The sequence below is a fragment of the Glacieibacterium frigidum genome (assembly GCF_007097155.1).
In the GTDB taxonomy this organism is placed as follows: domain Bacteria; phylum Pseudomonadota; class Alphaproteobacteria; order Sphingomonadales; family Sphingomonadaceae; genus Glacieibacterium; species Glacieibacterium frigidum.
On record NZ_VJWA01000002.1, the window covers coordinates 13,828 to 37,687 of the forward strand.

24 protein-coding genes and 2 pseudogenes are annotated in these 23,860 nt (G+C 68.2%); 12 read left to right on the forward strand and 14 right to left on the reverse strand.

What is annotated here, in order from left to right:
• The first annotated feature begins 39 nt into the window (after positions 1-39).
• From FMM06_RS09560 to FMM06_RS09585, 6 genes are all read left to right on the forward strand, one after another.
• A complete protein-coding gene (locus tag FMM06_RS09560; protein ID WP_328591552.1) occupies positions 40-1,665 on the forward strand; it encodes a spinster family MFS transporter in 1,626 nt (541 codons plus the stop codon).
• Positions 1,666-1,682: 17 nt separating this feature from the next.
• Positions 1,683-2,459, forward strand: a complete 777-nt coding sequence (locus FMM06_RS09565) for an SDR family oxidoreductase (RefSeq protein ID WP_144335422.1) — start codon at positions 1,683-1,685, stop codon at positions 2,457-2,459.
• Between the two features lie 139 nt (positions 2,460-2,598).
• Positions 2,599-2,937, forward strand: a complete 339-nt coding sequence (locus FMM06_RS09570; protein ID WP_144237189.1) for a P-II family nitrogen regulator — start codon at positions 2,599-2,601, stop codon at positions 2,935-2,937.
• 140 nt (positions 2,938-3,077) lie between these two features.
• On the forward strand, positions 3,078-4,490 hold the full coding sequence (glnA, locus tag FMM06_RS09575) for a type I glutamate--ammonia ligase (protein ID WP_144237190.1): 1,413 nt from the start codon (positions 3,078-3,080) through the stop codon (positions 4,488-4,490).
• A 192-nt stretch (positions 4,491-4,682) separates the two neighbouring features.
• The gene (locus tag FMM06_RS09580; protein WP_144237191.1) at positions 4,683-5,087 is read left to right on the forward strand and encodes a response regulator transcription factor; all 405 of its coding nucleotides are present in this window, start codon (positions 4,683-4,685) and stop codon (positions 5,085-5,087) included.
• Positions 5,088-5,185: 98 nt separating this feature from the next.
• A complete protein-coding gene (locus tag FMM06_RS09585; RefSeq protein WP_144237192.1) occupies positions 5,186-5,722 on the forward strand; it encodes a DUF4199 domain-containing protein in 537 nt (178 codons plus the stop codon).
• On the opposite strand, the gene FMM06_RS09590 is transcribed toward FMM06_RS09585, so the two are convergent.
• From FMM06_RS09590 to FMM06_RS09600, 3 genes are all read right to left on the reverse strand, one after another.
• The gene (locus FMM06_RS09590) at positions 5,719-6,021 is read right to left on the reverse strand and encodes a hypothetical protein (RefSeq protein WP_144237193.1); all 303 of its coding nucleotides are present in this window, start codon (positions 6,019-6,021) and stop codon (positions 5,719-5,721) included. The two genes, FMM06_RS09585 and FMM06_RS09590, sit on opposite strands and share 4 nt — an antisense overlap.
• An 86-nt stretch (positions 6,022-6,107) precedes the next feature.
• Positions 6,108-6,905: an eCIS core domain-containing protein gene (locus tag FMM06_RS09595; RefSeq protein WP_144237194.1), complete on the reverse strand. Its 798-nt coding sequence runs from the start codon at positions 6,903-6,905 to the stop codon at positions 6,108-6,110.
• 215 nt (positions 6,906-7,120) lie between these two features.
• Complete coding sequence (locus FMM06_RS09600) at positions 7,121-7,873, reverse strand: TorF family putative porin (protein ID WP_144237195.1); 753 nt, start codon at positions 7,871-7,873, stop codon at positions 7,121-7,123.
• A 368-nt stretch (positions 7,874-8,241) separates the two neighbouring features.
• On the opposite strand from FMM06_RS09600, the gene parE reads away from it, so the two are divergent.
• Positions 8,242-10,221, forward strand: coding sequence for a DNA topoisomerase IV subunit B (parE, locus tag FMM06_RS09605; protein ID WP_144237196.1), 1,980 nt, complete (start codon positions 8,242-8,244; stop codon positions 10,219-10,221).
• A gap of 64 nt (positions 10,222-10,285) precedes the next feature.
• Positions 10,286-11,386, forward strand: coding sequence for a redox-regulated ATPase YchF (gene ychF / locus FMM06_RS09610; RefSeq protein WP_144237197.1), 1,101 nt, complete (start codon positions 10,286-10,288; stop codon positions 11,384-11,386).
• Here ychF and FMM06_RS09615 read toward each other — a convergent pair.
• From FMM06_RS09615 to hflK, 7 genes and pseudogenes are all read right to left on the reverse strand, one after another.
• Complete coding sequence (locus FMM06_RS09615; RefSeq protein WP_185965135.1) at positions 11,338-11,874, reverse strand: invasion associated locus B family protein; 537 nt, start codon at positions 11,872-11,874, stop codon at positions 11,338-11,340. The two genes, ychF and FMM06_RS09615, sit on opposite strands and share 49 nt — an antisense overlap.
• Positions 11,871-11,972 (reverse strand): annotated as a pseudogene (locus FMM06_RS17405) (PEPxxWA-CTERM sorting domain-containing protein); the annotation flags it as partial. The pseudogene FMM06_RS17405 and the gene FMM06_RS09615, both read right to left, overlap by 4 nt.
• Before the next feature lie 453 nt (positions 11,973-12,425).
• A pseudogene (locus tag FMM06_RS17410) lies at positions 12,426-13,115 on the reverse strand (nidogen-like domain-containing protein); the annotation flags it as partial.
• A 131-nt stretch (positions 13,116-13,246) separates the two neighbouring features.
• On the reverse strand, positions 13,247-13,780 hold the full coding sequence (locus tag FMM06_RS09625) for an adenine phosphoribosyltransferase (protein ID WP_407925196.1): 534 nt from the start codon (positions 13,778-13,780) through the stop codon (positions 13,247-13,249).
• The gene (locus FMM06_RS09630; RefSeq protein WP_235889261.1) at positions 13,780-15,378 is read right to left on the reverse strand and encodes a Do family serine endopeptidase; all 1,599 of its coding nucleotides are present in this window, start codon (positions 15,376-15,378) and stop codon (positions 13,780-13,782) included. The genes FMM06_RS09625 and FMM06_RS09630 overlap by 1 nt, the downstream gene beginning before the upstream one ends.
• A 99-nt stretch (positions 15,379-15,477) precedes the next feature.
• The gene (gene hflC, locus FMM06_RS09635; RefSeq protein ID WP_144237200.1) at positions 15,478-16,323 is read right to left on the reverse strand and encodes a protease modulator HflC; all 846 of its coding nucleotides are present in this window, start codon (positions 16,321-16,323) and stop codon (positions 15,478-15,480) included.
• Between the two features lie 9 nt (positions 16,324-16,332).
• Positions 16,333-17,448 (reverse strand): FtsH protease activity modulator HflK, encoded by a 1,116-nt coding sequence (hflK, locus tag FMM06_RS09640; protein WP_144237201.1) that lies wholly within the window; start codon positions 17,446-17,448, stop codon positions 16,333-16,335.
• A 107-nt stretch (positions 17,449-17,555) separates the two neighbouring features.
• Between hflK and FMM06_RS09645 the strand changes: the two genes are divergently transcribed.
• Both FMM06_RS09645 and FMM06_RS09650 read left to right on the forward strand, forming a co-directional pair.
• Entirely contained in the window at positions 17,556-18,542 is a 987-nt protein-coding gene (locus tag FMM06_RS09645; protein ID WP_144237202.1) for an Mrp/NBP35 family ATP-binding protein, read from the forward strand.
• 29 nt (positions 18,543-18,571) lie between these two features.
• Positions 18,572-19,012 (forward strand): CoA-binding protein, encoded by a 441-nt coding sequence (locus FMM06_RS09650; protein WP_144237203.1) that lies wholly within the window; start codon positions 18,572-18,574, stop codon positions 19,010-19,012.
• Here FMM06_RS09650 and FMM06_RS09655 read toward each other — a convergent pair.
• On the reverse strand, positions 19,009-19,428 hold the full coding sequence (locus FMM06_RS09655) for a DUF2141 domain-containing protein (RefSeq protein WP_144237204.1): 420 nt from the start codon (positions 19,426-19,428) through the stop codon (positions 19,009-19,011). The genes FMM06_RS09650 and FMM06_RS09655 overlap by 4 nt on opposite strands.
• Positions 19,429-19,535: 107 nt before the next feature.
• Here FMM06_RS09655 and FMM06_RS09660 point away from each other — a divergent pair, with 107 nt between their 5' ends.
• Positions 19,536-20,603 carry an SPL family radical SAM protein gene (locus FMM06_RS09660; RefSeq protein WP_144237205.1) on the forward strand — a complete coding sequence of 356 codons (1,068 nt, stop codon included), beginning with the start codon at positions 19,536-19,538 and terminating at the stop codon, positions 20,601-20,603.
• Positions 20,604-20,613: 10 nt separating this feature from the next.
• Here the strand turns inward: FMM06_RS09660 and FMM06_RS09665 are convergent, their stop codons facing one another.
• Positions 20,614-21,009: a hypothetical protein gene (locus FMM06_RS09665; RefSeq protein WP_144237206.1), complete on the reverse strand. Its 396-nt coding sequence runs from the start codon at positions 21,007-21,009 to the stop codon at positions 20,614-20,616.
• A gap of 73 nt (positions 21,010-21,082) precedes the next feature.
• Here FMM06_RS09665 and FMM06_RS09670 point away from each other — a divergent pair, with 73 nt between their 5' ends.
• On the forward strand, positions 21,083-22,684 hold the full coding sequence (locus tag FMM06_RS09670; protein ID WP_144237207.1) for a helicase HerA-like domain-containing protein: 1,602 nt from the start codon (positions 21,083-21,085) through the stop codon (positions 22,682-22,684).
• 150 nt (positions 22,685-22,834) lie between these two features.
• Here FMM06_RS09670 and FMM06_RS09675 read toward each other — a convergent pair whose 3' ends face one another.
• Positions 22,835-23,254, reverse strand: coding sequence for a DUF3035 domain-containing protein (locus FMM06_RS09675; RefSeq protein ID WP_144237208.1), 420 nt, complete (start codon positions 23,252-23,254; stop codon positions 22,835-22,837).
• The gene (gene lspA, locus FMM06_RS09680) at positions 23,251-23,733 is read right to left on the reverse strand and encodes a signal peptidase II (protein WP_144237209.1); all 483 of its coding nucleotides are present in this window, start codon (positions 23,731-23,733) and stop codon (positions 23,251-23,253) included. Before lspA ends, FMM06_RS09675 begins: the two co-directional genes overlap by 4 nt.
• Between the last annotated feature and the right edge of the window lie 127 nt (positions 23,734-23,860).

The window sequence follows — 23,860 nt, forward strand, 5'->3', positions numbered from 1 at the left end:
AACGCCCCGCCACGAGGGCCATGTCCGCGGGGAGACTGCATGACCGACATGATAGTGCCGCCAAAGGTCGATGGCCCGGCCGCCGACTTTCCACCCGTCGGCGGGCGCTACGCCTGGTACGTGCTGTTCGTCATGGTGCTGGTCTATGTCGTCAATTTCGTCGACCGCCAGATCCTCTCGATCCTGGCGGAGGACATCAAGGCCGACCTGGGCCTGACCGATACCGAGCTCGGCTTCCTGTACGGTACCGCCTTCGCGGTCTTCTATGCGCTGTTCGGCATCCCGCTGGGGCGGCTGGCCGACAACTGGATCCGCACGCGGCTGTTGTCGATCGGCCTCGCGGTCTGGTCGGGCATGACGATGCTGTCGGGCTTCGCCAACAACTTCACCCAGCTCAGCGTCGCGCGCGTCGGCGTCGGTATCGGCGAGGCGTCGGCCAGCCCCAGCGCCTTCTCGATGCTGTCGGACTGGTTCCCGAAGGAGCGCCGCGCCACCGCCCTCGCGATCTACTCGAGCGGCCTGTACATCGGAGGGGGCGTTTCGCTGCTGATCGGCGCGGTCGTCGTCAAGGCGTGGAACAACGCCTTTCCGGGCGGCGGGCCGCTCGGCCTGGTCGGCTGGCAGGCGGCGTTCATGGCGGTCGGCCTGCCCGGCCTGCTGCTCGCGATCTGGGTCGCCACGCTGAAGGAGCCGATCCGCGGCCGTGCCGACAATCTGCCGCCGCCGGTACCCGTCCCCGACGTGTGGCGCCGCTTCTGGCACGACCTGTCGAGCGTGCTGCCGCCGCTGACCTTCTTCCACATCGCGCAGTTCGGCACGAAGGCGCTGCTTCGCAACATCGCACTGGCGGCGCTGGTCACGGGTATCGCCAGCGCGATGATCGCGCTGACCGGCGACCTGCCGCAGTGGCTGGCGCTCGGCACCGGCGCCTATGCGGTCGCCAGCTGGGCGCAGTCGCTGAAGGAGCGCGACCCGCCGACCTTCGCGCTGATCTGGGGCACGCCGACCTTCATCCTCGCGCTCGTCGCCTTCGGCAGCATCGCCTTCAAGGGCTATGCGCTGGGCTTCTGGGCGGTGCCCTATGCCATCCGCACCTTCGTCGCGCCGCTCGCGGAGGCGGGCATCGCGCCGCCGTGGTACGGCACCACCGAGTTCATCGCACTGACGCTGGGCGGCATGGCGGCGCTCGGCGGCTTCCTGGGCGTCGTCATCGGCGGCGCGATGTCCGACAAGGTCAAGCGCGGCAATCCGGGCGGGCGGATCATGGTCGCGGTGCTCGCGACGCTGGTGCCCGCGCCCTTCATCATCTTCCAGTACACGACCGACTCGCTACCGTTGTTCTTCCTGCTCAACATCGGCCCGGCGCTGTTCGGCAGCATCTATGTCGGGATCGCGGCGGCGACGTCGCAGGATCTCGTGCTGCCGCGCATGCGGGGTGCGGCGACCGCCACCTATTTCATCGGCACGACGATGATCGGGCTGGGGCTGGGACCGTATTTCGCCGGCAAGATCTCCAAGGTGACCGGCGACCTCAGCATCGGCATCCTGTCGCTGCTGCTTGCCGCACCGATCACGCTGATCTGCCTCTACCTCGTCTATCGCAAGCTGCCCGAAGCCGAGGCGACACGCATCGAGCGTGCCCGCGCGGCGGGCGAACCCATCTGACCGGAGCCAGCATGACCCTGAAAATCGAAGACATGTTCAGCGTGCGCGGCAAGGTAGCGATCGTCACCGGCGGCAGCCGCGGCATCGGAGAGATGATCGCCCGCGGCTATGTCGAGAACGGCGCGCGCGTCTACATCACCTCGCGCAACGCCGCGGTCTGCGACGGGCTGGCAGCCAAGCTCAGCGAGATCGGCGAGTGCATCTCGATCCCCGCCGACCTGTCGAAGATGGACGAGGTCGAGCGCTTCGCCGCCGAGTTCGAGGCGCGCGAGAACCACCTCGACATCCTCGTCAACAACGCCGGCGCGTCGTGGGGCGCGAAGTTCGGCGAGTTTCCGGAGAGCGGCTGGGACAAGGTCATGGACCTCAACGTCAAGTCGATCTTCTTCCTGACGCAGCGGCTTGGCGCCCGGCTGGAAGCGGCGGGCAGCGAGGATGGCTTCGCGCGCGTCATCAACATCGCGTCGATCGACGGGCTGCACGTCTCGGGCCTCGAGACCTACAGCTATGCCGCGTCCAAGGCCGCGGTGATCCACCTGACCAAGATGATGGCGAAATATCTGGCGCCCAAGCACATCGCGGTCAACGCCATCGCGCCGGGCTACTTCCCGTCGAAGATGACCGCCGCGATCAACGAGGAGGACGCGCAGGCGACGATGGCCGCGACCCCGATGCACCGCCGCGGCGCGCCGCACGACATGGCGGGGCTGGCCATCTACCTCTCGTCGCGCGCGTCGAGCTTCGTCACGGGCAGCGTCATCGCGTGCGACGGCGGACTGGCGACGACGGCCTGATTTGCCCGCAAATTGACCAGCTGCCCCGCGTTTGGGCAGCATCCGGAGCCGAAAATCCCTTCGCACCTGCGAAAAGCCGCGTTCCAAGACTGGCACGGCCTGTGCTAGGCATTCAGCATCAGAGCTTCGGGGGCAGTGCGTGAAGAAGATCGAAGCCGTTATCAAGCCATTCAAGCTCGACGAGGTGAAGGAGGCGCTGCACGAGGTCGGTGTCAGCGGCATCACCGTGACCGAGGCCAAGGGCTTCGGTCGGCAGAAGGGCCATACCGAACTCTATCGCGGCGCCGAATATGTCGTCGATTTCCTGCCCAAGGTGCGGCTGGAGGTCGTCGTCGACGACGACCAGGCCGACCGGGTGGTCGAGGCGATCGCCACCGCCGCCCGCACGGGCCGCATCGGCGACGGCAAGATCTTCGTGTCGACGATCGACGCCGCGGTCCGCATCCGGACCGGCGAACGTGACAGCGATGCGATCTGAACGTCCCCCTCGCAGCGTCATGCTGGCGAACGCCAGCACCCATGGCGGTGCGAACACGACAGACTGAGTTTACGGCAACCGTGGGTGCTGGCGTTCGCCAGCATGACGGACACTTAAGTTAAAGCGGAGGGAAAATACCGATGGCGAACAAAGCGTCCGACGTCCTGGCGATGATCAAGGAAAAGGAGATCGAGTGGGTCGACCTCCGCTTCACCGACCCCAAGGGCAAGTGGCAGCACCTGACGATGGTCTCGTCGGTGGTCGACGAGGACCAGCTGACCGATGGCTTCATGTTCGACGGCAGCTCGATCGAGGGCTGGAAGGCGATCAACGAGTCCGACATGATCCTGATGCCGGACCTCGACGCGGTTTATATCGACCCGTTCTCGGCGACCCCGATGCTGATCCTGATCTGCGACATCGTCGAGCCGTCGACCGGCCAGCTGTACGGCCGCGACCCGCGCTCGACCGCGAAGCGCGGTGAGGCGTACCTCAAGTCGACCGGCATCGGCGACACCATCTACATCGGGCCCGAGGCCGAGTTCTTCGTGTTCGACGACGTCAAGTTCGAGCTCGGCTACAACAAGGGCAGCTACAGCCTCGACGACATCGAGCTGCCGACCAACAGCGGCACCAGCTATCCCGAAGGCAACATGGGCCACCGCCCGCGCATCAAGGGCGGCTATTTCCCCGTCGCCCCGGTCGACAGCGCCGTCGACCTGCGCGCCGAGATGGTCTCGACGATGCTCGAGATGGGCCTGCCCTGCGACAAGCACCACCACGAGGTCGCCGCCGCGCAGCACGAGCTGGGCCTGACCTTCGGCACGATGACGACGACTGCCGACCGCATGCAGGTCTACAAGTATGTCGTCCACCAGGTCGCGCATGCCTATGGCAAGACCGCGACCTTCATGCCCAAGCCGATCAAGGACGACAACGGCAGCGGCATGCACACCCATCTGTCGATCTGGAACGGCAAGACGCCGCTGTTCGCCGGCGACCAGTATGCCGGCCTGTCGGAAATGGCGCTGTTCTTCATCGGCGGCATCATCAAGCACGCCAAGGCCTGCAACGCCTTCACCAACCCGTCGACCAACAGCTACAAGCGCCTGGTCCCGGGCTTCGAGGCGCCCGTGCTGCTCGCCTATTCGGCGCGCAACCGCTCGGCGTCGTGCCGCATCCCCTATGGCACCGGCGCCAAGGCGAAGCGCGTCGAGGTGCGCTTCCCCGACGCGATGGCGAACCCGTACCTCTGCTACACCGCGCTGCTGATGGCCGGCCTCGACGGCATCGAGAACCGCATCCACCCCGGCCCGGCGATGGACAAGAACCTCTACGACCTGCCGCCGCGCGAACTGAAGAAGGTCCCGACGGTCTGCGCATCGCTGCGCGAGGCACTCGGCGCCCTCGACCGCTCGCGCCACGTCTTCACCAAGGGCGGCGTGTTCACCGACGACCAGATCACCTCGTACATCGAGCTCAAGATGCACGACGTGCAGCGCTGGGAGATGACCCCGGCGCCGGTCGAGTTCGATATGTACTATTCGGCGTAAAGCGCGGCCGGGCCGATAGCGGAATTTGCGTCTTCGCAAATTCCGTCTTCGGCCCGGACTCGTGCTTCGCCGCGGACGGCGGGTCGGCGGCGCTTGCTCGCCGAACCCGGCCGACGGCGGCGGCTTTGCCGACCGCCCTTCCCTCCTGAATTTCTTCGCAGGCGGGAACACTGCCGCTAAACTCCCCCCGCCATGCGCATCGCCCTCTACGCCGCAGCCCTCGCCCTCGGCACCCTCGCGCTGCAATGGCTCGACTATAAGCGGATCGCGCGCACCTACTCGCTCGACATCACCATCCTGATCATCGCGGCGGCCTTCCTCGCGCTCGGCATCTGGCTCGGCGCCAAACTCCTGAACCCCAAACCCCTCCCCCACGACGGCAACCCCCAGGCCCAGGCCGCGCTCGGCATCAGCGCGCGCGAGCTGACCGTCTTGCACAGCCTCGCGGCGGGGCATTCGAACAAGGAAATCGCGACGCAGCTCGGCGTCTCGCCCAACACCGTCAAGACGCATGTCGCGCGACTGTTCGAGAAGCTCGACGCGCGCCGCCGCACCGATGCCATCGCCAAGGCGCGCGACCTCGGCCTTGTGCCCTGAATTCTTTCGGGTGATTTCGTCGAAATCATCCTTTCGGACGATTGCCTGAAAAGGGCGCGGCGCGCTGAATGGCCCCAGGCAAACCAGCGGAGGGCAAGATGCTGCGCCAGATACTCACCTACGGGACCATCGCCGGGTTGATCGTCGGATCGATTCTCGGGGCTTTGACCGTCGCGTCGGCGGGCCAGGCGCCCGGGCCGTACGGCATGGCGATCGGCTATCTGACGATGCTGATCGCGCTCAGCACGATCTTCGTGGCGATCAAGCGCCGCCGCGATGTCGACGGCGGCGGGGTCATCCGCTTCTGGCCGGCGCTCGGTCTAGGCGTCGGGATCAGCGTCGTTGCGGGGATTTTCTACGTCGCCGCTTGGGAGGCGGCGACGGCGTTCACAGGGCTCGACTTCGGGCGGGTCTATGCCGACGCGCTGATCGCCCAGGAAAAGGCGAAGGGCGTGTCGGGCGCGGCACTCGCCAGGTTCACCGCCGACATGCGCGCGTTCGAGGTGCAATATGCCGACCCGTTGTGGCGGCTGCCGATGGTGTTCTCTGAGATCTTGCCTGTCGGCGTGCTGGTGTCGCTGATCTCGGCCGGGCTGCTCGCCAACCGGCGCTTCCTGCCCGCGCGGCGCGTCTAGCGAACGACCACCGGAGCGTCCGCCTGCCATCCGATCCCGGATGCGTTGACCTCGTACTTTCGCCCCGGCAGCAGGCGCTCTGGCGCAACGACAATCTCGTAATTCACGGGCGTCACGCCGAAGCGAATGTTCGCCGCGCACGGCGCGCCCTTGCTGGCATCGATTTGCCGGATCGCCCACACCATGCGCCGCGTTCCGCCGGTCAGGTCGGTGACGTTCATTCCCTGCACGCATGCCGTCTTGCCACGGTCGTAGGTGACGTCGAACTGCGGCCGCGGTCCATCGCCGACGACCCGCACTGTCGCCTCGAGCTGACACGCCGCAAGCAAAGCGACGACAGGCAGGCCGAGGGCCGATCGAATGCGCGGCATGGCGCAGCCTAACATCAAAGACCGAAGAAGCCAGTACCGCGCAGGCGCGTCTCGAGCACCTGCGCTCGCTCGGGTGTCAGCTTGCCCTCGCCCGCCAGGTGACCGGCGTAGTCTCCCAGCATCTGCGCCTGGCCCTCGATCGTCTCGGTCGCATAGGTCGTGTTGCGCGACGCATAGTCGTACGCGGCATTGCGGTCGCCGGTTGTCGTCAGATCGTGCGCGTATTTGCCGAAGAAACTGCCGAATCCCATGTCCTGGTACTGGTTGACGTGCGCGAACTCGTGGACGAGCGTGTTGATGCCCTTGGGGCTCTGCGAGAAATCGCCGACATATTTGTCCGAACGGACATAGACTGTGTTGCCCTCGGTAATCGCCGGGTTGCCGCCGACGTTGAACGCCAGCCACGCGTCGGGATTGCGGCCCGGGCCGTCGACGATGCGCACGTTGCTGAGATCGATATCGTTGCCGAAGGCGCTGCGCAGCGCGGTCGTCTCGCCCGGGGTCAGCGTCCGCGCATCGGGGCCACGCATCGAATCGGCGAGCGCGTTGGCGGCCGAATTGGGCAGCGAGGTGAGCGAATCGCGCACCGTGCCCGCCCAGCCCGCGACGGTGTCGCGCGCGTCGGCCGCCAGCGAGCCGAGATTGTCGAGACCGCGCGCCACGACGCCCGCCGCGACCGGCGCGAGGCCGTTGCTGATGAGGTGATCGACGCCCTTCTCGGCGAGGTCGCCGAGCTGGTCCGGGATCGCGGGCGGGTCGATGAAGTCGCTGACCGCGGCGGTGGCGCGGCTGGCAATGCTGGTCAGGTCCATGGTCGGCTCCGCTGGTTGTGCGGAGGCCGATTTAGGGGATGTGGGGGGTTTGGGCTGTAGTCGGAACGATTAGCTTGGGGGGGCGGTCGGCAAAGCCGCCGCCTGCGTCGGACGGGATCGGCAAGGGCCGACCCGCCGGCCGGTCTTGGAAGACTCCAGCCAGAAGTCGAAATTCGCGAAGGGCGAATTTCGCCTTCTGGCCGGGCGTCCGGCGACTAGAACGCCGCCGTCAGCGACACCACGACACCATCCTTGCGGTTGCGGCGCAGCGCGAACGACGAGTTGTCGAGGTCGTTGCCGATATACTGCACGCCGAGCGTCAGGAACTTATACTTGGCGTCGACGCCGACCATATAGTCGAACTTGCCGCCTGAGCCGTAGTCGAAGGCGCCGTCCTCATAGCCGACCGAGCCCTTCAGCGTGATCGGCGAGTCCGGGATGCCGAAGGTCACCAGGCCGTAGACATAGGTGTTGTCTTCGAAGGTGTTTTCCTGGTCGGGCGCATAGTTGAGGCCGACGGTCACGCCGACCGGGCCCAGCGTGCCGGCGACCGAGACGAAGGGCTCGTAGTAGGCGACGTTCTTGCCGCCCGGATAGATGTAGCCGATGACGCCGAACGACGGGGTGAAGTTGCCGATCGCCTTCGAGAAGCCGAGCGTCAGGTCGATCTCCTGCTCCGAACCGTTGTTGAAGTTGCCGCTCTTGTCGATGTAGGCGCCGACGGGCTCGATCGTCGAACCCCAGATGCTGGCGAACAGGCCGAAGCTCGACGTCGCGGTGATGCTCGCCTGGCCGGCGATGTCGCGGTCCGACAGCGACACGCCGCGGAAGCGGTAATCGGTGACGAACGCCGCAGTGCCGGTGAAGGTGACCGGCGGAGTCGCCTCGGCGGGCGCGGCGGCGTCCTGCGCGAATGCCGCACCGGCGGTGCACAGTGCCAGCGCGGCAGTGATGGTCGAGAATTTCATGGCGTCGTCTCCCTGTCCGCCGGGCGCGCGTCTGCGCCGGCGTGAAGTGCTGGTTTTCGTGCACCCGCTCAGGGCACCGCGGTTCCGCGGTCGTCTTGTTGCGGTAGAAATGCCCAAGATTGGTGCGGCGCACAACAGCTTCGTTACGCGTGTCGCGCAATCCCGCGCGATGTGGATTCACGGCAACAGCATAAGCGCCGCATAAGAAAAGGGGCCGCCGGTTTCCCGACGGCCCCTGAGTAAAATCCTTGGGGAGGATCGCCATATTGGCCTGATCTTTGTGCACTGCAGCAAAGCGCATTGCAATGCACAAAACGATACGCCTGCGATTTTTTTTGGAAGCGCCGCACGGCCTGCTAAGACGGGCCATGAGCGACCTGTTCGCGGCAACCGCCGCCCCTTCCGACTATGACGCATCGCATATCGAGGTGCTGGAGGGGCTCGAGCCCGTTCGCCGCCGCCCCGGCATGTACATCGGTGGCGTCGACGAGCGCGCGTTGCACCACCTCGCCGCCGAAGTGCTCGACAATTCGATGGACGAGGCGGTGGCGGGCCACGCAACGCGGATCGAGGTCGTGCTGTCCGCCGACGGCAGCTTGAGCATCAGCGACAACGGCCGCGGCATCCCGGTCGACCCGCACCCCAAGTTTCCCGACAAGTCGGCGCTGGAGGTCATCATGACGATGCTCCATTCGGGCGGCAAGTTCAGCGGCAAGGCCTATGCGACCAGCGGCGGCCTGCACGGCGTCGGCGTCTCGGTGGTCAACGCTTTGTCCTCCACCCTGACCGTCGAGGTGGCGCGCAACCGCGAGCTGTTCCGCCAGTCGTTCGCGCGCGGCCACACCGTCACGGGCCTCGAAAAGCTCGGCGCGGTGCCCAACCGGCGCGGCACGACGATCGCCTTCCTGCCCGATCCGCTGATCTTCGGCGACGAGGCGCGCTTCAAGCCCGCGCGCCTGTACCGCTTGGCGCGGTCGAAGGCGTATCTGTTCCGCGGGGTCGAGATCCGCTGGCGCTGCGACCCTGCCCTCGTCACCGACGGCACGCCCGCCACCGCGACCTTCCAGTTTCCCGGCGGCCTCGCCGACCATCTGCGCGAGCAGCTCGGCGACCGCGAGCTCGTCACGCCGGTGCTGTTCGAGGGCCGTGCCGACCTGCCCGACGGTGCGGGCGCGGTCGAATGGGCGGTGGCCTGGCCGCTTTACGGCGAAGGCTCGGCGAGCTATTACGCGAATACCATCCCCACCCCCGACGGCGGCACGCACGAGGCGGGGCTGCGGGCGGCGCTGTCGAAGGGCATCAAGAATTTCGCAGGGCTCACCGGCCAGACCAAGCGCGCCGCCGACCTCGCGCCCGAGGACGTGATGACCGGCGCCGAGATCATGCTGTCACTGTTCATCCGCGAGCCGCAGTTCCAGAGCCAGACCAAGGACCGGCTGACCAGCCCGGAAGCCGCGCGCCTCGTCGAGGGCGCGCTGCGCGACCGCTTCGACCATTGGCTCGCCGACGCGCAGGACCGCGGCCGCGCGCTGCTCGGCTTCGTACTCGAGCGCATGGACGATCGTCTGCGCCGCCGCGCCGACATGGCGAACCAGCGCAAGACCGCGGTCAACAAGCGCAACCTGCGCCTGCCGGGCAAGCTGACCGACTGCACGCGGAGCGACCCCGCTGGCACCGAGCTGTTCATCGTCGAGGGCGATTCGGCGGGCGGCTCGGCGAAGCAGGCGCGCGACCGCAATACCCAGGCCGTGCTGCCCATCCGCGGCAAGATCCTCAACGTCGCCAGCGCCAACGCCGCCAAGATCGGCGCGAACACCGAGATCGCCGACCTGGGCCAGGCGCTCGGCTGCGGGACCCGCGAGCGCTACAACCCCGCCGCGCTGCGCTACGAACGCGTCGTCATCATGACCGACGCCGACGTCGACGGTGCGCACATCGCGACGCTGCTGATGACCTATTTCTTCCAGGAAATGCCGGGCCTCGTCCGCGACGGCCATTTGTTCGTCGCGCAGCCGCCGCTGTACCGCATGGCGCAGGGGGGGACCGTCGCCTACGCCCGCGACGACGCTCACCGCGAGGAGCTGCTGCGCACGACCTTCAAGGGCAAGGGCCAGATCGACACGAGCCGCTTCAAGGGGCTGGGCGAGATGGCGCCGCAACAGCTGCGCGACACGACGATGGACCCCGCCAAGCGCACCCTGCTCAAGGTCGTCCTCCCCACCGACGCCGACGGCCGGGCGGAGGTCAAGGACCTCGTCGACCGCCTGATGGGCCGCCACCCCGAACACCGCTTCGCCTTCATCCAGGCCAGCGCGAGCATGGTCGAGGCGGAGCGGCTGGACGCCTGAGGCCGCGACCGGCTAGGGCACGCGCCACATCTTCCGCCGCGCGCGGGACACACAAGGACTTATCATGGGCTTTCGCTGCGGAATCGTCGGGTTGCCGAATGTCGGCAAGTCGACCCTGTTCAATGCGCTGACCGAGACCGCGTCCGCGGCGGCGGCGAACTATCCGTTCTGCACGATCGAGCCCAACGTCGGGAACGTGCCGGTGCCCGATCCGCGGCTGGGCGTGCTGTCGGGGATCGCCAAGTCGGCGAAGATCATCGAGACGCAGCTCGGCTTCGTCGACATCGCCGGCCTCGTGCGCGGCGCGTCGAAGGGCGAGGGGCTGGGCAACCAGTTCCTCGGCAACATCCGCGAGGTCGACGCGATCGTCCACGTCCTGCGCTGCTTCGAGGACGACGACGTCACCCATGTCGAGGGGCGCATCGACCCCGTGTCCGACGCCGACACGGTCGATACCGAGCTGATGCTGAGCGACCTCGAGAGCCTCGAGAAGCGCGTCCCCGCGCTCGCCAAGAAGGGCATGCAGGGCGACAAGGAGGCGAAGGTCGCCGCCGCCGTGCTCGGCCGCGCGCTCGACCTGCTGCGTGAGGGGAAGCCCGCGCGGCTGGTCGTTCCCGGCGACGAGGAGGAGGCGAAGGCGCTCCACGCGGCGCAGCTGCTGACCGGCAAGCCCGTCCTCTATGTCTGCAACGTCGCCGAGGGCGATGCGGCCGAGGGCAATGCGCTGTCGGCGGCGGTCGCGAAGAAGGCGGCCGCCGAAGGCGCGCGCTCGGTGGTCATATCGGCGGCGATCGAGAGCGAGATCGCGATGATGGACCCCGCCGACCGGCCCGACTTCCTGAGCGAGCTGGGGCTGACCGAGACCGGCCTCGCCCGCGTCGTGCGCGCCGGCTACGACCTGCTCGGCCTGCTGACCTTCTTCACCGTCGGCCCCAAGGAGACGCGCGCCTGGACGGTGCCGGCCGGCAGTCGCGCGCCCCAGGCGGCGGGTGCGATCCACAGCGATTTCGAGAAGGGCTTCATCCGCGCCGAGACGATCGCGTACGATGACTATGTGGCGTTCAAGGGCGAGGCGGGGGCACGCGACGCGGGCAAGTTCCGCAGCGAGGGCAAGGATTACGTCGTCGTCGACGGTGACGTGCTCAACTTCCGCTTCAACGTCTGAGGCCGGGCTTCGAGCGCCGCCAGCGCCGCGCCGAAGCCGCGCAGGTCGAGCGGCACCAGCATCTGCTGCCCTGTGCCGAGACGCCACGCGACCTGGGCATTGCGCGCCTTGGTGAAGCGCGCGCGGATTGCAGGCGTCAGCCGGCCGCTCGCCTCGCACGACTTGAAGCTGCACGCCGCGACGGGCAGGCGCAGCTCCGACCCGTCCTCGAGCTTCATGCCGAAGCCGGCATTGCGGTCGATGCCGGGCGCGACGCGCAGGTGAAACTGCGCGGGCTGGCCGGGCTTGCCGAGCACGAGGATCGCGCCGAGCACGACCTTGCGCCCCGTCCGGTCGGTGGCGACCGCCTGCGACGCGACGCAGGGTGCACCGGGCGCCTTGCCGCACAGGATCGCCCAGCTGCCGGTCCCCTTGGCCGGCGGGGGTGCCGGGGCGGCCCCGGCGGGTGCGGCGAGCGCCAGCACCAGTGCCGCCCCGGCAAGCCTCACGATGCGACCACGCTGCGGCGGCGGCGCGCCATTGCGCCGACCATGCCGAAGCCGCCGATCAGCATCGCCCAGGTCGCGGGCTCGGGTACCCCGCCCGCGACGAACACGGTGAACGGCGACTGGGTCATGTTGACCTGTCCGGCACCGGCGAAGGTCAGCCCGGTGACGAACGCCAGCGGGTTGTCGGGATCGAGGAACGGCGTCACCTCGATATCGCGCACCGCGAACGACGACACGCCGCCCGGCCCGAACACATATTCGACCCCGGCCGCCAGCGTGGTCAGCAGTGTGTCGTACATCCCGGTCATGCTGTTGAAGCCGTAGATCTCGTACCCGTCCGCATCGCCCAGATCGGGCAGCAGCACCGACGCGATGTTGGGGCCGGTGTTGACGACATAGTCGTAGCCGACGGCGACGAACGGATCGATGAAGACGCGCTGGCCGAGCTGGACGCCGAAGTCGAACTCATAGCCGTCCTCGGTCACCACGGTCGGCAGCAGCGGCCGGTCGGCGCTGTCGCCGGTCGTGATCTCGCCGTTGCGGATCGCGAAGCGCCACAGACCCGGCGTTTCGAGGCTGACGTTGCTGGTGTTCTGCAGTTCGAGCACGTCGTTGGTGCGCGACCCCGGCAGGGTGAAGAAATTGACACCGTCGCCTGCATCATAGCCGGCCTGCGCGGGGACGCCACCGAGGCCGTTGGCGTCGCCGCCGCTGGCCGAGCCGGTCGTCCATTCGAGGCGGTTGTAGCGGAACTCGATGTCGAAATCGCCAGCCCCGGCGACGTTCGAGCGGTCGCTGAGGATCAGCTGGAAGTCGTTGGTCCGGCTGTTGTTCGCGTTGTAGAAGCCGACATCGTGCCACGTCACGACGGTCGTCGTCGCGTTGGGCGAGGCGACATAGACCGCGCCGCCGCCGGGCTGGTTACGCGTATCGACGTCAGCCCAATAAGGGGCGATGATCGGCTGGATCGATGCCGGGAACGGCGACGGCGTGAAGGTGCCGAGCGGGTTGCCGAAGCTGATGTTGCCGTTGTTGTTGACGTAGAAGGTCGAGTAATTCTGCCCGAAGAAGTTGAGCGTGAACGGCAGATTGAGCTCGTTCGACGATCCGTCATCATTCGGCGACTGCGACAGCGCGCCGTACCCTTCCGGCCCGCCGAAACCGTCCGCGAGCGGTGCGGCGAACGCCGCAGAACTCAACAGCGCAGCGCCCAGCGCTGCAACCAATCCGACTTTAAGCATTATGCAAAATCCCCTGCCTGTTACGCGAATTGAAGGGCTAGCCTTCGTTTTCGAATAATCCCGGCCCGGACATTCTGCGCGGCAAGATATCGGAAACGTCTTGTTACGCAAGTGACGAAATGATTAAAATTTCAGTCCCCTGCAAACTCGAGCAGCGTCTGCACGCGCACCCCGCCGGCGCGCAACCGCGCGGCCCCGCCGAGGTCGGGCAGGTCGATGACGAACCCTGCCCCGGCGACTTCAGCCCCCGCCTGGCGCAGCAATTGCGCCGTCGCAATCGCCGTGCCGCCGGTCGCGATCAGGTCGTCGACGATCACCACGCGCGCCCCCGGCGGGCAGGCGTCGGCGTGCATCTCGATGCGGTCCTGCCCGTATTCGAGCGCATAGTTCACGCCCAGCACCGCGCCGGGCAGCTTGTTCTTCTTGCGAATCAGCAACAGCCCGCACCCCAGCGCCTGCGCGACGCCGGTGCCGAAGATGAAGCCGCGCGCCTCGATCCCGGCGATCAGGTCGGGCTTCAGGTCGGCGAGTGCGGCCGAAAGTTGGTCGATCGACCCGGACAGCCCGGCGGGATCGAGCAGCAGCGTCGTGATGTCGCGAAACTGGATCCCCGGCTTGGGATAGCCGGGGATCGTCCGAATGAGCCCTGCGAGCCCGTCCGCCACTATTTCTTGACGGGCATCAGCGCGATACCGATGTAGCGCGCTGCAATGGCGCCGCGCTGCACGAGCATCAGCACCGTCTCCTTGCCCGACTTGCGCGCCGCATCGACGGCTGCAGCAGCAGCAGCGGTGGTCGGCGTCGGCACCTGGTTGATCTGCAGGATCACGTCGCCGCGCTGCAGCCCCTTGGCGGCCGCGTCGCTCGACGGGTTGATCTGCGCGATCACCACGCCCTGCACGGTCGCGGGCAGCTTGAGCTGGGTCCGCACCTCGGCGGTTAGCGGCAGCAGGCTGATGCCAAGGCTGGCGCGCGTTGCTTCCGACGCAGGAGTCGCGGGTGCGCTGCTCTCGTCAGGGACGGCGGGCGTGCCCTGGACGATCGCTTCCGACGGACGCGCCGCGACATTGGCCTGCACGGTCAGGCGCTTGCCGCCGCGGATCAGTTCGATCGGGATGGTCGAGCCGATGCGCTGGTTCGCGACGATGAAGCTCAGCGTGTTGTCGAAGGTCACTTCCTGACCGGCAACCTTGGTGATGACGTCGCCCTGGCGGACGCCGGCACGCGCTGCCGGGCCGCCGTCGACGACCGCCGCGACGATCTCGCCGCGGTCCTTGGGCAGGCCGAGGCCGGCCGCGATGTCCGACGACACCGGCTGGATGCTGACGCCCAGATAGCCGCGCTTGACGAGGCCGCCGCCGCGCAGCTGCTCGACCACCGGACGCGCCAGCTCGGCGGGGATGGCGAAGCCGAGCCCGACGTTGCCGCCGGTCGGCGAGAAGATCGCGGTGTTGATGCCGATGACGTTGCCGTCGAGATCGAACAGCGGACCGCCCGAGTTGCCCTGGTTGATCGACGCGTCGGTCTGGATGTAGCGGTCGTACTGGCCCGACCCGATGTTCCGGTGCAGCGCCGAGACGATGCCCGCGGTCACCGTGCCGCCGAGGCCGAACGGGTTTCCGATCGCGATCGCCCAGTCGCCGACGCGGACGCCCTGCGAGTTGCCGAACTTGACGTACGGCAGGTTGGTCGCCTCGATCTTGAGCAGCGCCATGTCCGACAGCGGGTCGCGGCCGACGACGCGCGCCTTATACTCGCGACGGTCGCTGAGCGTCACGGTGATGGTGTCGACCGATACCTTCGAATCGGCCCCGCCCGAACGCGGGTCGCCGCCCGAGATGACGTGATTGTTGGTGACGATATAGCCCGACGGATCGACGATGAAGCCGCTGCCCAGCGACGTCGCCTCGCGCGTCACCGGCTCGCCCTGCTCACCCTGCTGCTCCTGGAAGCGGCGGAAGAACTCCTCGAGCGGGTTCGACTGACCGCCCTGGCCGAAGTTGCGCAGGCGGCCGACCTCGACCTTCTGGGTCGTCGAGACGTTGACGACGGCGGGCGTCAGGCGCGCGGTCAGGTCGGCGAAGCTGCGCGGTGCGCCGCCGGGGCCGGTGATCGGCACGGGCGGAACGGCGTCGTTCTGCGCCGGCGGGGCGACCGCAGGCGGGGTTGCGATCTGCGCGCCTGCCGAGCTGAACACGGCGACGGCACCCCCGGCAATCAGGAGACCGGGCAGGACAGCGGTAACGACAGACTTGATGCGCACGTGGGGCAGACCTTTCGGATGAAGGGATTTCAGGCGATGAATGCTTTCACGCGCCTGAACGGTGCATTTATATCACATCCCAGAAAATAATGCGTCGCTTTAGCGCGGGGTCCGCCTGCCCTCGAATTCGCGCATGAATTCGTTCTGGGTCGACAGGACCATCGTCGAGCTGCTGTCCTTGAACGTCTTCCGGTACGCCTCCATGGCGCGATAGAAAGCATAGAAGTCGGCGTCCTTGCCGAAGCTGGCGGCATAGACCTCGGCCGCCTTGGCGTCGGCCTCGGCGCGGATCAGCTGCGCCTGCTTGTCGCCCTGCGCGCGGATGTTGAGCGCCTCCTGGTTCCGCGCCGACGCCATGCGGGCATAGGCGCTTTCCAGCGGTGCGCCGGTCGGCAGGTCGGCGCGCTTGATCCGCACGTCGACGATCTCCGCCCCGTACTGGCGCGCCTGACGGTTCACGCTCTGCTGGATGTCCTCCATCAGCGTCGTCCGCTCAGGCGACAGCAGCGCCGCAAAAGGCTGCTTGCCGAGCTCGTTGCGCAGCCGCGAACCCAGGATGCGCGACAGCGCCTCCGCGACGCGGTCCTCGCTCCCGACGGTCTGGATCATGCGCAGCGGGTCGACGATGCGGAAGCGCGCGAAGGCATCGACGACGAGCCGCAGCTGGTCGGTCGACAGCACCGTCTGCTCGGGCATGTCGAGGTCGAGCACCCGCTTGTCGACGTAGCGCACCGATTCGAAGAACGGGAACTTGGCCTGCAGCCCGGCCTTGGTCTGGCCGAACGGCGCCTTGGGGTCATAGGCGTTGACGATCCGCACCGGCCGGTCGAGCTGGAGCACGACGGCCTGGCTGGTCTCGGGCACGGTGTAGATCGTGCTCATCAGGGTGATGACCGCCAGGAAGGCGAGCACCGCCCAGGCGATCGGGTTGCGAAGCAAAGTCATGCGCGGGCCTCAGCGGGGGGCGGCAGCAGCGGGCTCTTCGACCGGCTGCGCGCGCTTGCGGATTTCGGGGAGCGGCAGATAGGTCTGCACGCCGTTGCCGGCCTCGATGAAGGTCTTGTCGACCTTGCCGAGCACGCCCTCCATCGTCTCGAGGTACATGCGCTTGCGCGTCACCTCGGGCGCCAGGCGGTACTGGGCATAGACCGCGTCGAACTGCGCTGCCGCACCCTGGCTGACCGCGGCCAGCTGCGAGGCATAGCCGCGCGAGTTGTTGAGCGCCTGCTGGGCATACTGCTGCGCCGCCGACACGCTCTTGAACGCCTCGTCGACCGCGGCGGGCGGATCGGCCTGCTTGATGTCGACGCCGCGCACCTCGATGCCGCCGCGATACGAATCGAGCAGCTCTTGCATGCGCTCGCGCACCTGGTCAGCGATCTGCGCCCGCTGCGGACCGATCGCGTCGTTCAGCGTGGCGCGGCCGATCTCGGCCCGCATCGCCGACTCGGCAACTTCGCGGATCGTCTGTTCGGGCTCGGCGAGCTCGAACAGGAACAGCTCGGGATTACGGATCTTCCAGCGCACCGCATAGGCGATGTCGATGATGTTCTGGTCGCCGGTCAGCATCAGGTTCTCGGTCGCGCCTTCACCGACGCCGATGTCGACCGAACGGATCTGCTCGACCTTGGGCTTGACCACCGTGTCGATCGGCGCGGGCAGCTTGAAGTGGAAGCCGGGGCCCGTCGTCTCGACGTAGCGGCCGAAGCGCAGCACGACGCCGCGCTCCTGCGGATCGACGCGGTAGGCGCTGGTCAGCGCCAGCCACAGACCGACCGCGATCGAGATGCCGATCGCCCACACCCGGTTGTTGATGGCGAAGCCGCCACCGCCGCCGCCGCCCGAACCACCGGGGACCGCGCCGCGCAGCTTTTCCTGGCTGCGGCGAATGAAGGCGTCGAAATCGACGTTGCCCGACGGGCGGTTGGGACGGTTCGGCCGGCGCGGCGGGCCTTCGCCCCACGGGCTCTTGGGCGGACCGCCATCGCCGTCGCCACCGCCGCCCTTGCCGCCACTACCGCCGCCCCACGGACCACCGCCGCCGGACTCATTGTTGTTCTGCCAGGGCATCAGGGTTCCTGTAGGGGGGAGCATCGTCATCGCTATATACGACGTGCGCACGGATTTGCGAGATGGCGACCGCCATGCGGCAATCCCGCATCCCAAAAGGTTCCCAGATGCCCGATCGCGACACCCTGAACGCCGCTCTTGCCGCCGCCGCCGGCACCCGCGCCAGCGGACTGGTGGTGCGCGACGGGGTGGCCGGCCTCGTGCTGGCGGTCGACGGGCTCGACACCGCCGAGGCCGAGCGGCTGCGCGCCGCGGTCGAGGTGGCGCTGCGCCGCGTGCCCGGCGTGACCGGCGTGCGCATCATCATGACCGCCGCCAAGGCCGCCGCCCCGGTCGGCACCGCGGTGCGTCCCGACAGCGCGGTGCCCGGCGTGCGGCGCCTGCTCGCGGTCGCCAGCGGCAAGGGCGGGGTCGGTAAGTCGACGGTGGCGGCAAACCTCGCGGTCGCGCTCGGCAAGCGGGGATTGAAGGTCGGGCTGCTCGACGCCGACATCTATGGGCCGTCGGTCCCGACCCTGCTGGGGCTGCCAGGGCGCGCGCAGATCGAGGGCGGCAAGCTGCTGCCGATGGCCGCGCACGGGATCACCGCGCTGTCGATCGGCATGATGATGGCGCAGGACAAGGCGGTCATCTGGCGCGGGCCGATGGCGGCGAGCGCGATGATGCAGATGATCGAGCAGGCGAACTGGGGCGTGCTCGACGTGCTGGTCATCGACCTGCCGCCCGGCACCGGCGACATCCAGCTGACCATGGCGCAGAAGCTGAAGCCAAGCGGCGCGGTCATCGTCTCGACCCCGCAGGACCTCGCGCTGATCGACGCCCGCCGCGCCATCGCGATGTTCGGCGAGGTCGGCGTGCCGGTGATCGGGCTGGTCGAGAACATGAGCATGTTCGTCTGCCCCCACTGCGGCGAGCGCAGCGACATCTTCGGGCATGGCGGGGCCGAGGACCTGGGCGCGGGCGCGGGCGTGCCGTTCCTGGGGGCGGTGCCGCTGACGATGGCGCTGCGGGCGGCCTCGGACGCCGGCGAGCCGGGAGCGGCGCCCGAGTTCGAGGGGATCGCGGAACGGGTCAGTGTCGGACTGGGTTTGTAACGCCGCAAACCAACGCGAAAGACGATCCCATGCCCCTCACCACCGACGACGAAATCCGGGACCTGCTCGAAGGCGCGCGCACCATCGCAGTCGTCGGCGCATCGGACTCGCCCGACAAGCCGAGCTGGGGCGTCATGCACGCCCTGCAGGAGCACGGCTACCGCGTCATTCCCGTCAACCCGCGCATCACCGGCGAGCATGTTCACGGGGAATTCGTCTGGCGCGACCTGGCGCAGATCGGTGACCCCATCGACATCGTCGACATCTTCCGCCGCAGCGCCGACGTGCCCGGCGTCGTCGACGAGGCCATCGCCGCCGGCGCCAAGGCGGTGTGGATGCAGCTCGGCGTGATCAGCCCGGAGGGTGCCGCCAAGGCCGAAGCCGCGGGCCTGCAGGTCGTCATGGACCGCTGCCCCAAGATCGAACTGCGCCGCCTGGGGCTCGCGAAGATCGAACCCGACGCGAGCTAGGGCTTGGGATAGACCATCGTCTCGGTCAGCGTCGCGCCGGCGGCCGGGACGGCGACCTTGATCACGTCGAAGTCGGGCGGGCCGCGCAATTTGTCGGCGTTCGACATCGCCCAGCCCTCGGTCGGCGCGCCCGAGGCGCTCATCCCAAGCTGAAAATCGCCGTTGGCGTCGTGCGTCACGGCGAGTACGTAATCGCCCGCGGCGACGTCCTTAAGCGTCGCCGTGACCGTCCCAGCGACCGGCTTGACCATCGCGAAATAGGGCGGCTTCGCCCGGAACAGCGTCGCGCGGTCGAACAGCGAGACGATCAGCATGCCGGGCCGCGCCTCGACGGCGTTCAACGTCACGGTCACATCCCCCGCCGTCGCCGGCGCAGCCAGCGCGATCGCTGCCAGAATCGCAAATCGTTTCATCATCTTGTCTCCACCCTCGCAGCGGAAGCTACAAACGTCCGTGCAGTCGTCAAGCCGCGATGCGACAAGCACGCCGATGAACCGCGGGCGTCCCGGCGGGTTGGCCGAGCATGGATGACGCCGACCCCCTGCTCGCGTCGCGCCTGTGGCGGCCGAAGCGCGTCATCGTCACGCGCTCGGCGCTGGCGTGGGAGCACGGGCGCGGCATCGTCGAGCGCGCCGCGGCGCTCGGCCTGCCGGTCGAGGAGCTTGCCAGCGACCGGCTTGGCATCGGCGACCTCGGCTATGCGCAGGCCAAGTCGACGCTGGCGATCGTCGTCGCGCCGCCGGGCAAACTGCGCTTCCAGCCGATCGCACCCTCGGCCGACTGGCGCATCGACCTCGCCGAGGGGTGCCCCGCGCATTGCAGCTATTGCTATCTCGCGGGCTCGCTCAAGGGCCCACCGATCACCCGGGCGTACGCGAACCTGCCCGAGATCTTCGCGGCGCTCCCCGCCTATCTGGGGCAGGGCAAGGTGACGTCACGCTCGAGGGCGCGCGCACACGAGGGCACGACCTTCGAGGCGTCGTGCTACACCGACCCGCTCGGCATCGAGCATCTGACCGGCTCGCTGGCGGCGACGATCGCGCATTTCGGCGAATGGCAGGCGGACGCGCAGCTGCGCTTCACCACCAAGTTCGCGAGTGTCGAGCCGCTGCTGACCCTCGCCCACAACGGCCGCACGCGGATGCGCGTGTCGATCAATCCCCCCGCCTATGCGCGCTTCGAAGGCGGCACCGCGCCCGTTGCGGCGCGGCTGCAGGCTCTGCGGCGGATGGCGATGGCGGGCTATCCGATGGGCCTGACCATCGCGCCGATCATCGCCGCCGAAGGCTGGCGCGAGGCCTATGCCGGGCTGATCGCCAACGTCGCCGCCGCGCTGGACGGTGCCCCCGACCCCGACCTGACCGTCGAGCTGATCACCCACCGCTTCTCGCCCACCTCGAAGGCGGTGCTCGACAGCTGGTACCCCGGCTCGGCGCTCGACATGAGTGCCGCGAACCGTGCCGAAAAGCGCACCAAGTTCGGCAGCGTCAAACACGTCTACGACAAGCCGACGATGACCGAATTGCGCGGCTGGTTCGAGGCCGAGATTGCGCGGGCGCTGCCGGCTGCGCGGGTGCTGTACTGGACCTAGCGACCCAGAATTACCGGAACGTGCCCTTCGGCAGGCACAGCTTGACGTCGCTCTCGATCGACGCGTTCTCGTTGTACTTGGCGACGAAGGCGTCCCAGGCGGCGTCCTTCTTCCAGCCGGGCGTGTTGCCATAGACGTGGATCGTCGAAACCTTGACCACCGACGGCTTGTCGACGCCGCCGCTGCGTTCGTAGACGGGCACCACGATGACCTTGTCGTCCTTGAACCCCTTCGACGCGTACCATGCCTGGTTCGCCCTCGCGGCCTCGGCGAAGCCTGCCATGCTGCCGCCGGGCTTGAGCTTCGAAACCCGCATACCCACGAATTGCCCGGTGCAGGCGGGCGCCTGCGCCGACGCGGCGGTGGCGGCAGCGAGCAGCGCGCCGGTGATCAGCAGTTTGAGCATGGTCGGTTCCCCCCGAGGTTTGCGTGCAGCACCGTAACGGCTATTCGGGGCGCTTCAAGTCGGGAGCGCGTACATGGCGGACAGCATCTTCATCGGTAAGGGCGAGGAGCATCCCCAGGCGCTGGTGCTGCGCCGCGCCAACCGCCACGGGCTGATCGCCGGCGCGACCGGCACCGGCAAGACCGTCACCCTGCAGACGCTTGCGGAGGGGTTCAGCCGCGAGGGCGTCCCCGTCTTTATGGCCGACGTGAAGGGCGACATCGCCGGCATGGCGATGACCGGCACCGCGGCCGCTGCCTGGACGACCAAGCGCGCCGCAGAGATCGGCATCGAGGGCTATAGCTTCGCCGACAACCCGGTGGTGTTCTGGGACCTGTTCGGCGAACAGGGCCACCCGATCCGCACGACGATCTCCGAGATGGGCCCGCTGCTGCTGGCGCGCCTGATGGGGCTCAACGAGACGCAGGAGGGCGTGCTCGCCGTCGCCTTCAAATATGCCGATGAGAACGGGCTGCACGTCCTCGACCTGAAGGATCTGCAGGCGCTGCTCGCGTGGTGCGCCGACAATGCGCAGGAGCTGGCGTCGCAGTACGGCAACGTCACCCGCGCGTCGGTCGGCACGATCCAGCGCCAGGTGCTGCAGCTCGAATCGCAAGGCGCCGCGCATTTCTTTGGGGAGCCGGCGCTCGACATCGCCGACTTCCTGACCGTCGACGACCAGGGTCGCGGCCAGGTCAACATCCTCGCGGCCGACAAGCTGATGCAGTCCCCGCGCCTCTACGCGACCTTCCTGCTGTGGCTGCTCAGCGAGCTGTTCGAAACCCTGCCCGAGGTCGGCGACCTGCCCAAGCCCAAGCTCGTCTTCTTCTTCGACGAGGCGCATCTGCTGTTCGACGAGGCACCCCCGGCGCTGCTCGACAAGATCGAGCAGGTCGTCCGCCTGATCCGCTCGAAGGGCTGCGGCGTCTACTTCATCAGCCAGAACCCCGTCGACATCCCCGAGACGGTGGCGGGCCAGCTCGGCAACCGCGTCCAGCACGCGCTCCGCGCCTTCACGCCGAAGGACCAGAAGGCGATCCGCGCCGCGTCCGAGACCTTCCGCGCCAACCCCAAGGTCAACGTCGTCACCGCGATCACCGAGTTGAAGGTCGGCGAAGCGCTGGTCTCGCTGCTTCAGGACGATGGCTCGCCGTCGGTCGTCGAGCGCACGCTGATCGCCCCGCCCCGCTCACGCGTCGGCCCGATCACCGCGGCCGAGCGCAAGCTGATGATCGACACCTCGGGCGTCGCGGGCAAGTACGAGGAGGCCATCGACCGCGAGTCGGCGTACGAGATCCTCAACGCCAAGTCCGCCGCCGCGCAGGCCGCCGCCGACGCCGAGGCCGCCAAGACCAAGGAAGAGAAGGCCGCCGCAATCGCTGCGAAAGCACAGGCGAAGGCCGATGCCGAGGCCGCCAAGCTGGCGGCGGCGCAGGCCCGCGCAGCGGCGCGACCGGTGCCCAAGTCGATGAGCGAGAAGCTGATCGAGAGCGTCGCGCGCTCGGCGGCGAGCAGCGTCGGGCGTCAGGTTGCGAGCGGGATCGGGCGCTCGATCGGCGGGCGAGCGGGAGGGAATATTGCGGGGAACGTCGGGGCAACGCTGCTGCGGGGGTTGCTGGGGGGATTGTTCAAGTAGGGCGCCCCGCCCTCCCCTTCAGGGGAGGGCCGGAGAGACGCTGCGCAGCAGCGGCCCCGGGGTGGGGTCTTCTCTTTACGGTCGGGGCCAGCCCCACCCCCGGGCCGGCTTCGCCGTCTCTCGCTCCTCCCCTGAAGGGGAGGGGTAGCGTCAGCCCGGCACCACCTCGGCAACCTGCGCATTCGTCGTCCCCGCCGGTGCCCCCATCAGCTCCTTCAGGAACGCACCCTTGTCGACGGTCGGGGTCTGCGGGTCGCCGGCGCTCGAGCGGATGCCGGGTTCGGGCTTGGTCGCGCCGGCCTTGTCGAGGAGGTTCTGCTCGGCCGCCGACTTCGGCGGCACGCGGACACCGGGGCCGAACAGCGCTTCGGCGGCGGCGCCCTGCGCATCCTGGCCGATCGGGCGGGCCTCACCGGGCTTGGGCGGGGTCAGCGCGAAGTCGGGCGGCACGACGAGCGGCGCGTTGCGGCTGATCGCGAATTCGTCGGGGGCGTTGCGGTCCGCCAGCCCGCCCTTGCCGCAGGCGGCGAGCGAAACGGCAGCGAGACCCAGAACGACAGCGCTTCTCATGACAACTCCTTCGTCGGCGTGCGCACGAACAGCGCGCGCGCCAGCAGCAATATGACGCCGATGCTTATACCCGCATCGGCGACGTTGAAGACATATTTAAAGTCGAACCACCCATACTGGACATGAACGAAGTCGACGACATAGCCGTAGCGGATGCGGTCGACGATATTGCCCAGCGCGCCGCCGAGCACGAGACCCAGCGCGACGACGTCGCCCCGCGCCCGCTCACGCGCGATCCACACCGCGACGAGCGCCGCGATAGCCCCCGTCCCGGCGACGAGCAGCCAGCGCATCCCGTCGGTCCCCGCCTGGAACAGCCCGAGCGACACGCCGTAGTTCGCCACCCAGGTTAGCGTCAGGAACGGCGTGACCGGCACCCAGCCGCGGCTCTGCAGCTGGACGATCTCGACGATCCAGTATTTCGACAGCTGGTCGAGGATGAACACCGCAATGGCGAGCCCGTAGCCGAGACGCTTCATGCCCAACCCTCCCCTTCAGGGGAGGGTGCGAGAGTCGCGTCGCAGGCGCGGCCCGCGGGTGGGGACTTCCCGCCCGCACGTCCCCACCCCGGGGCCGCCGCTTCGCGGCGTCTCTCCGACCCTCCCC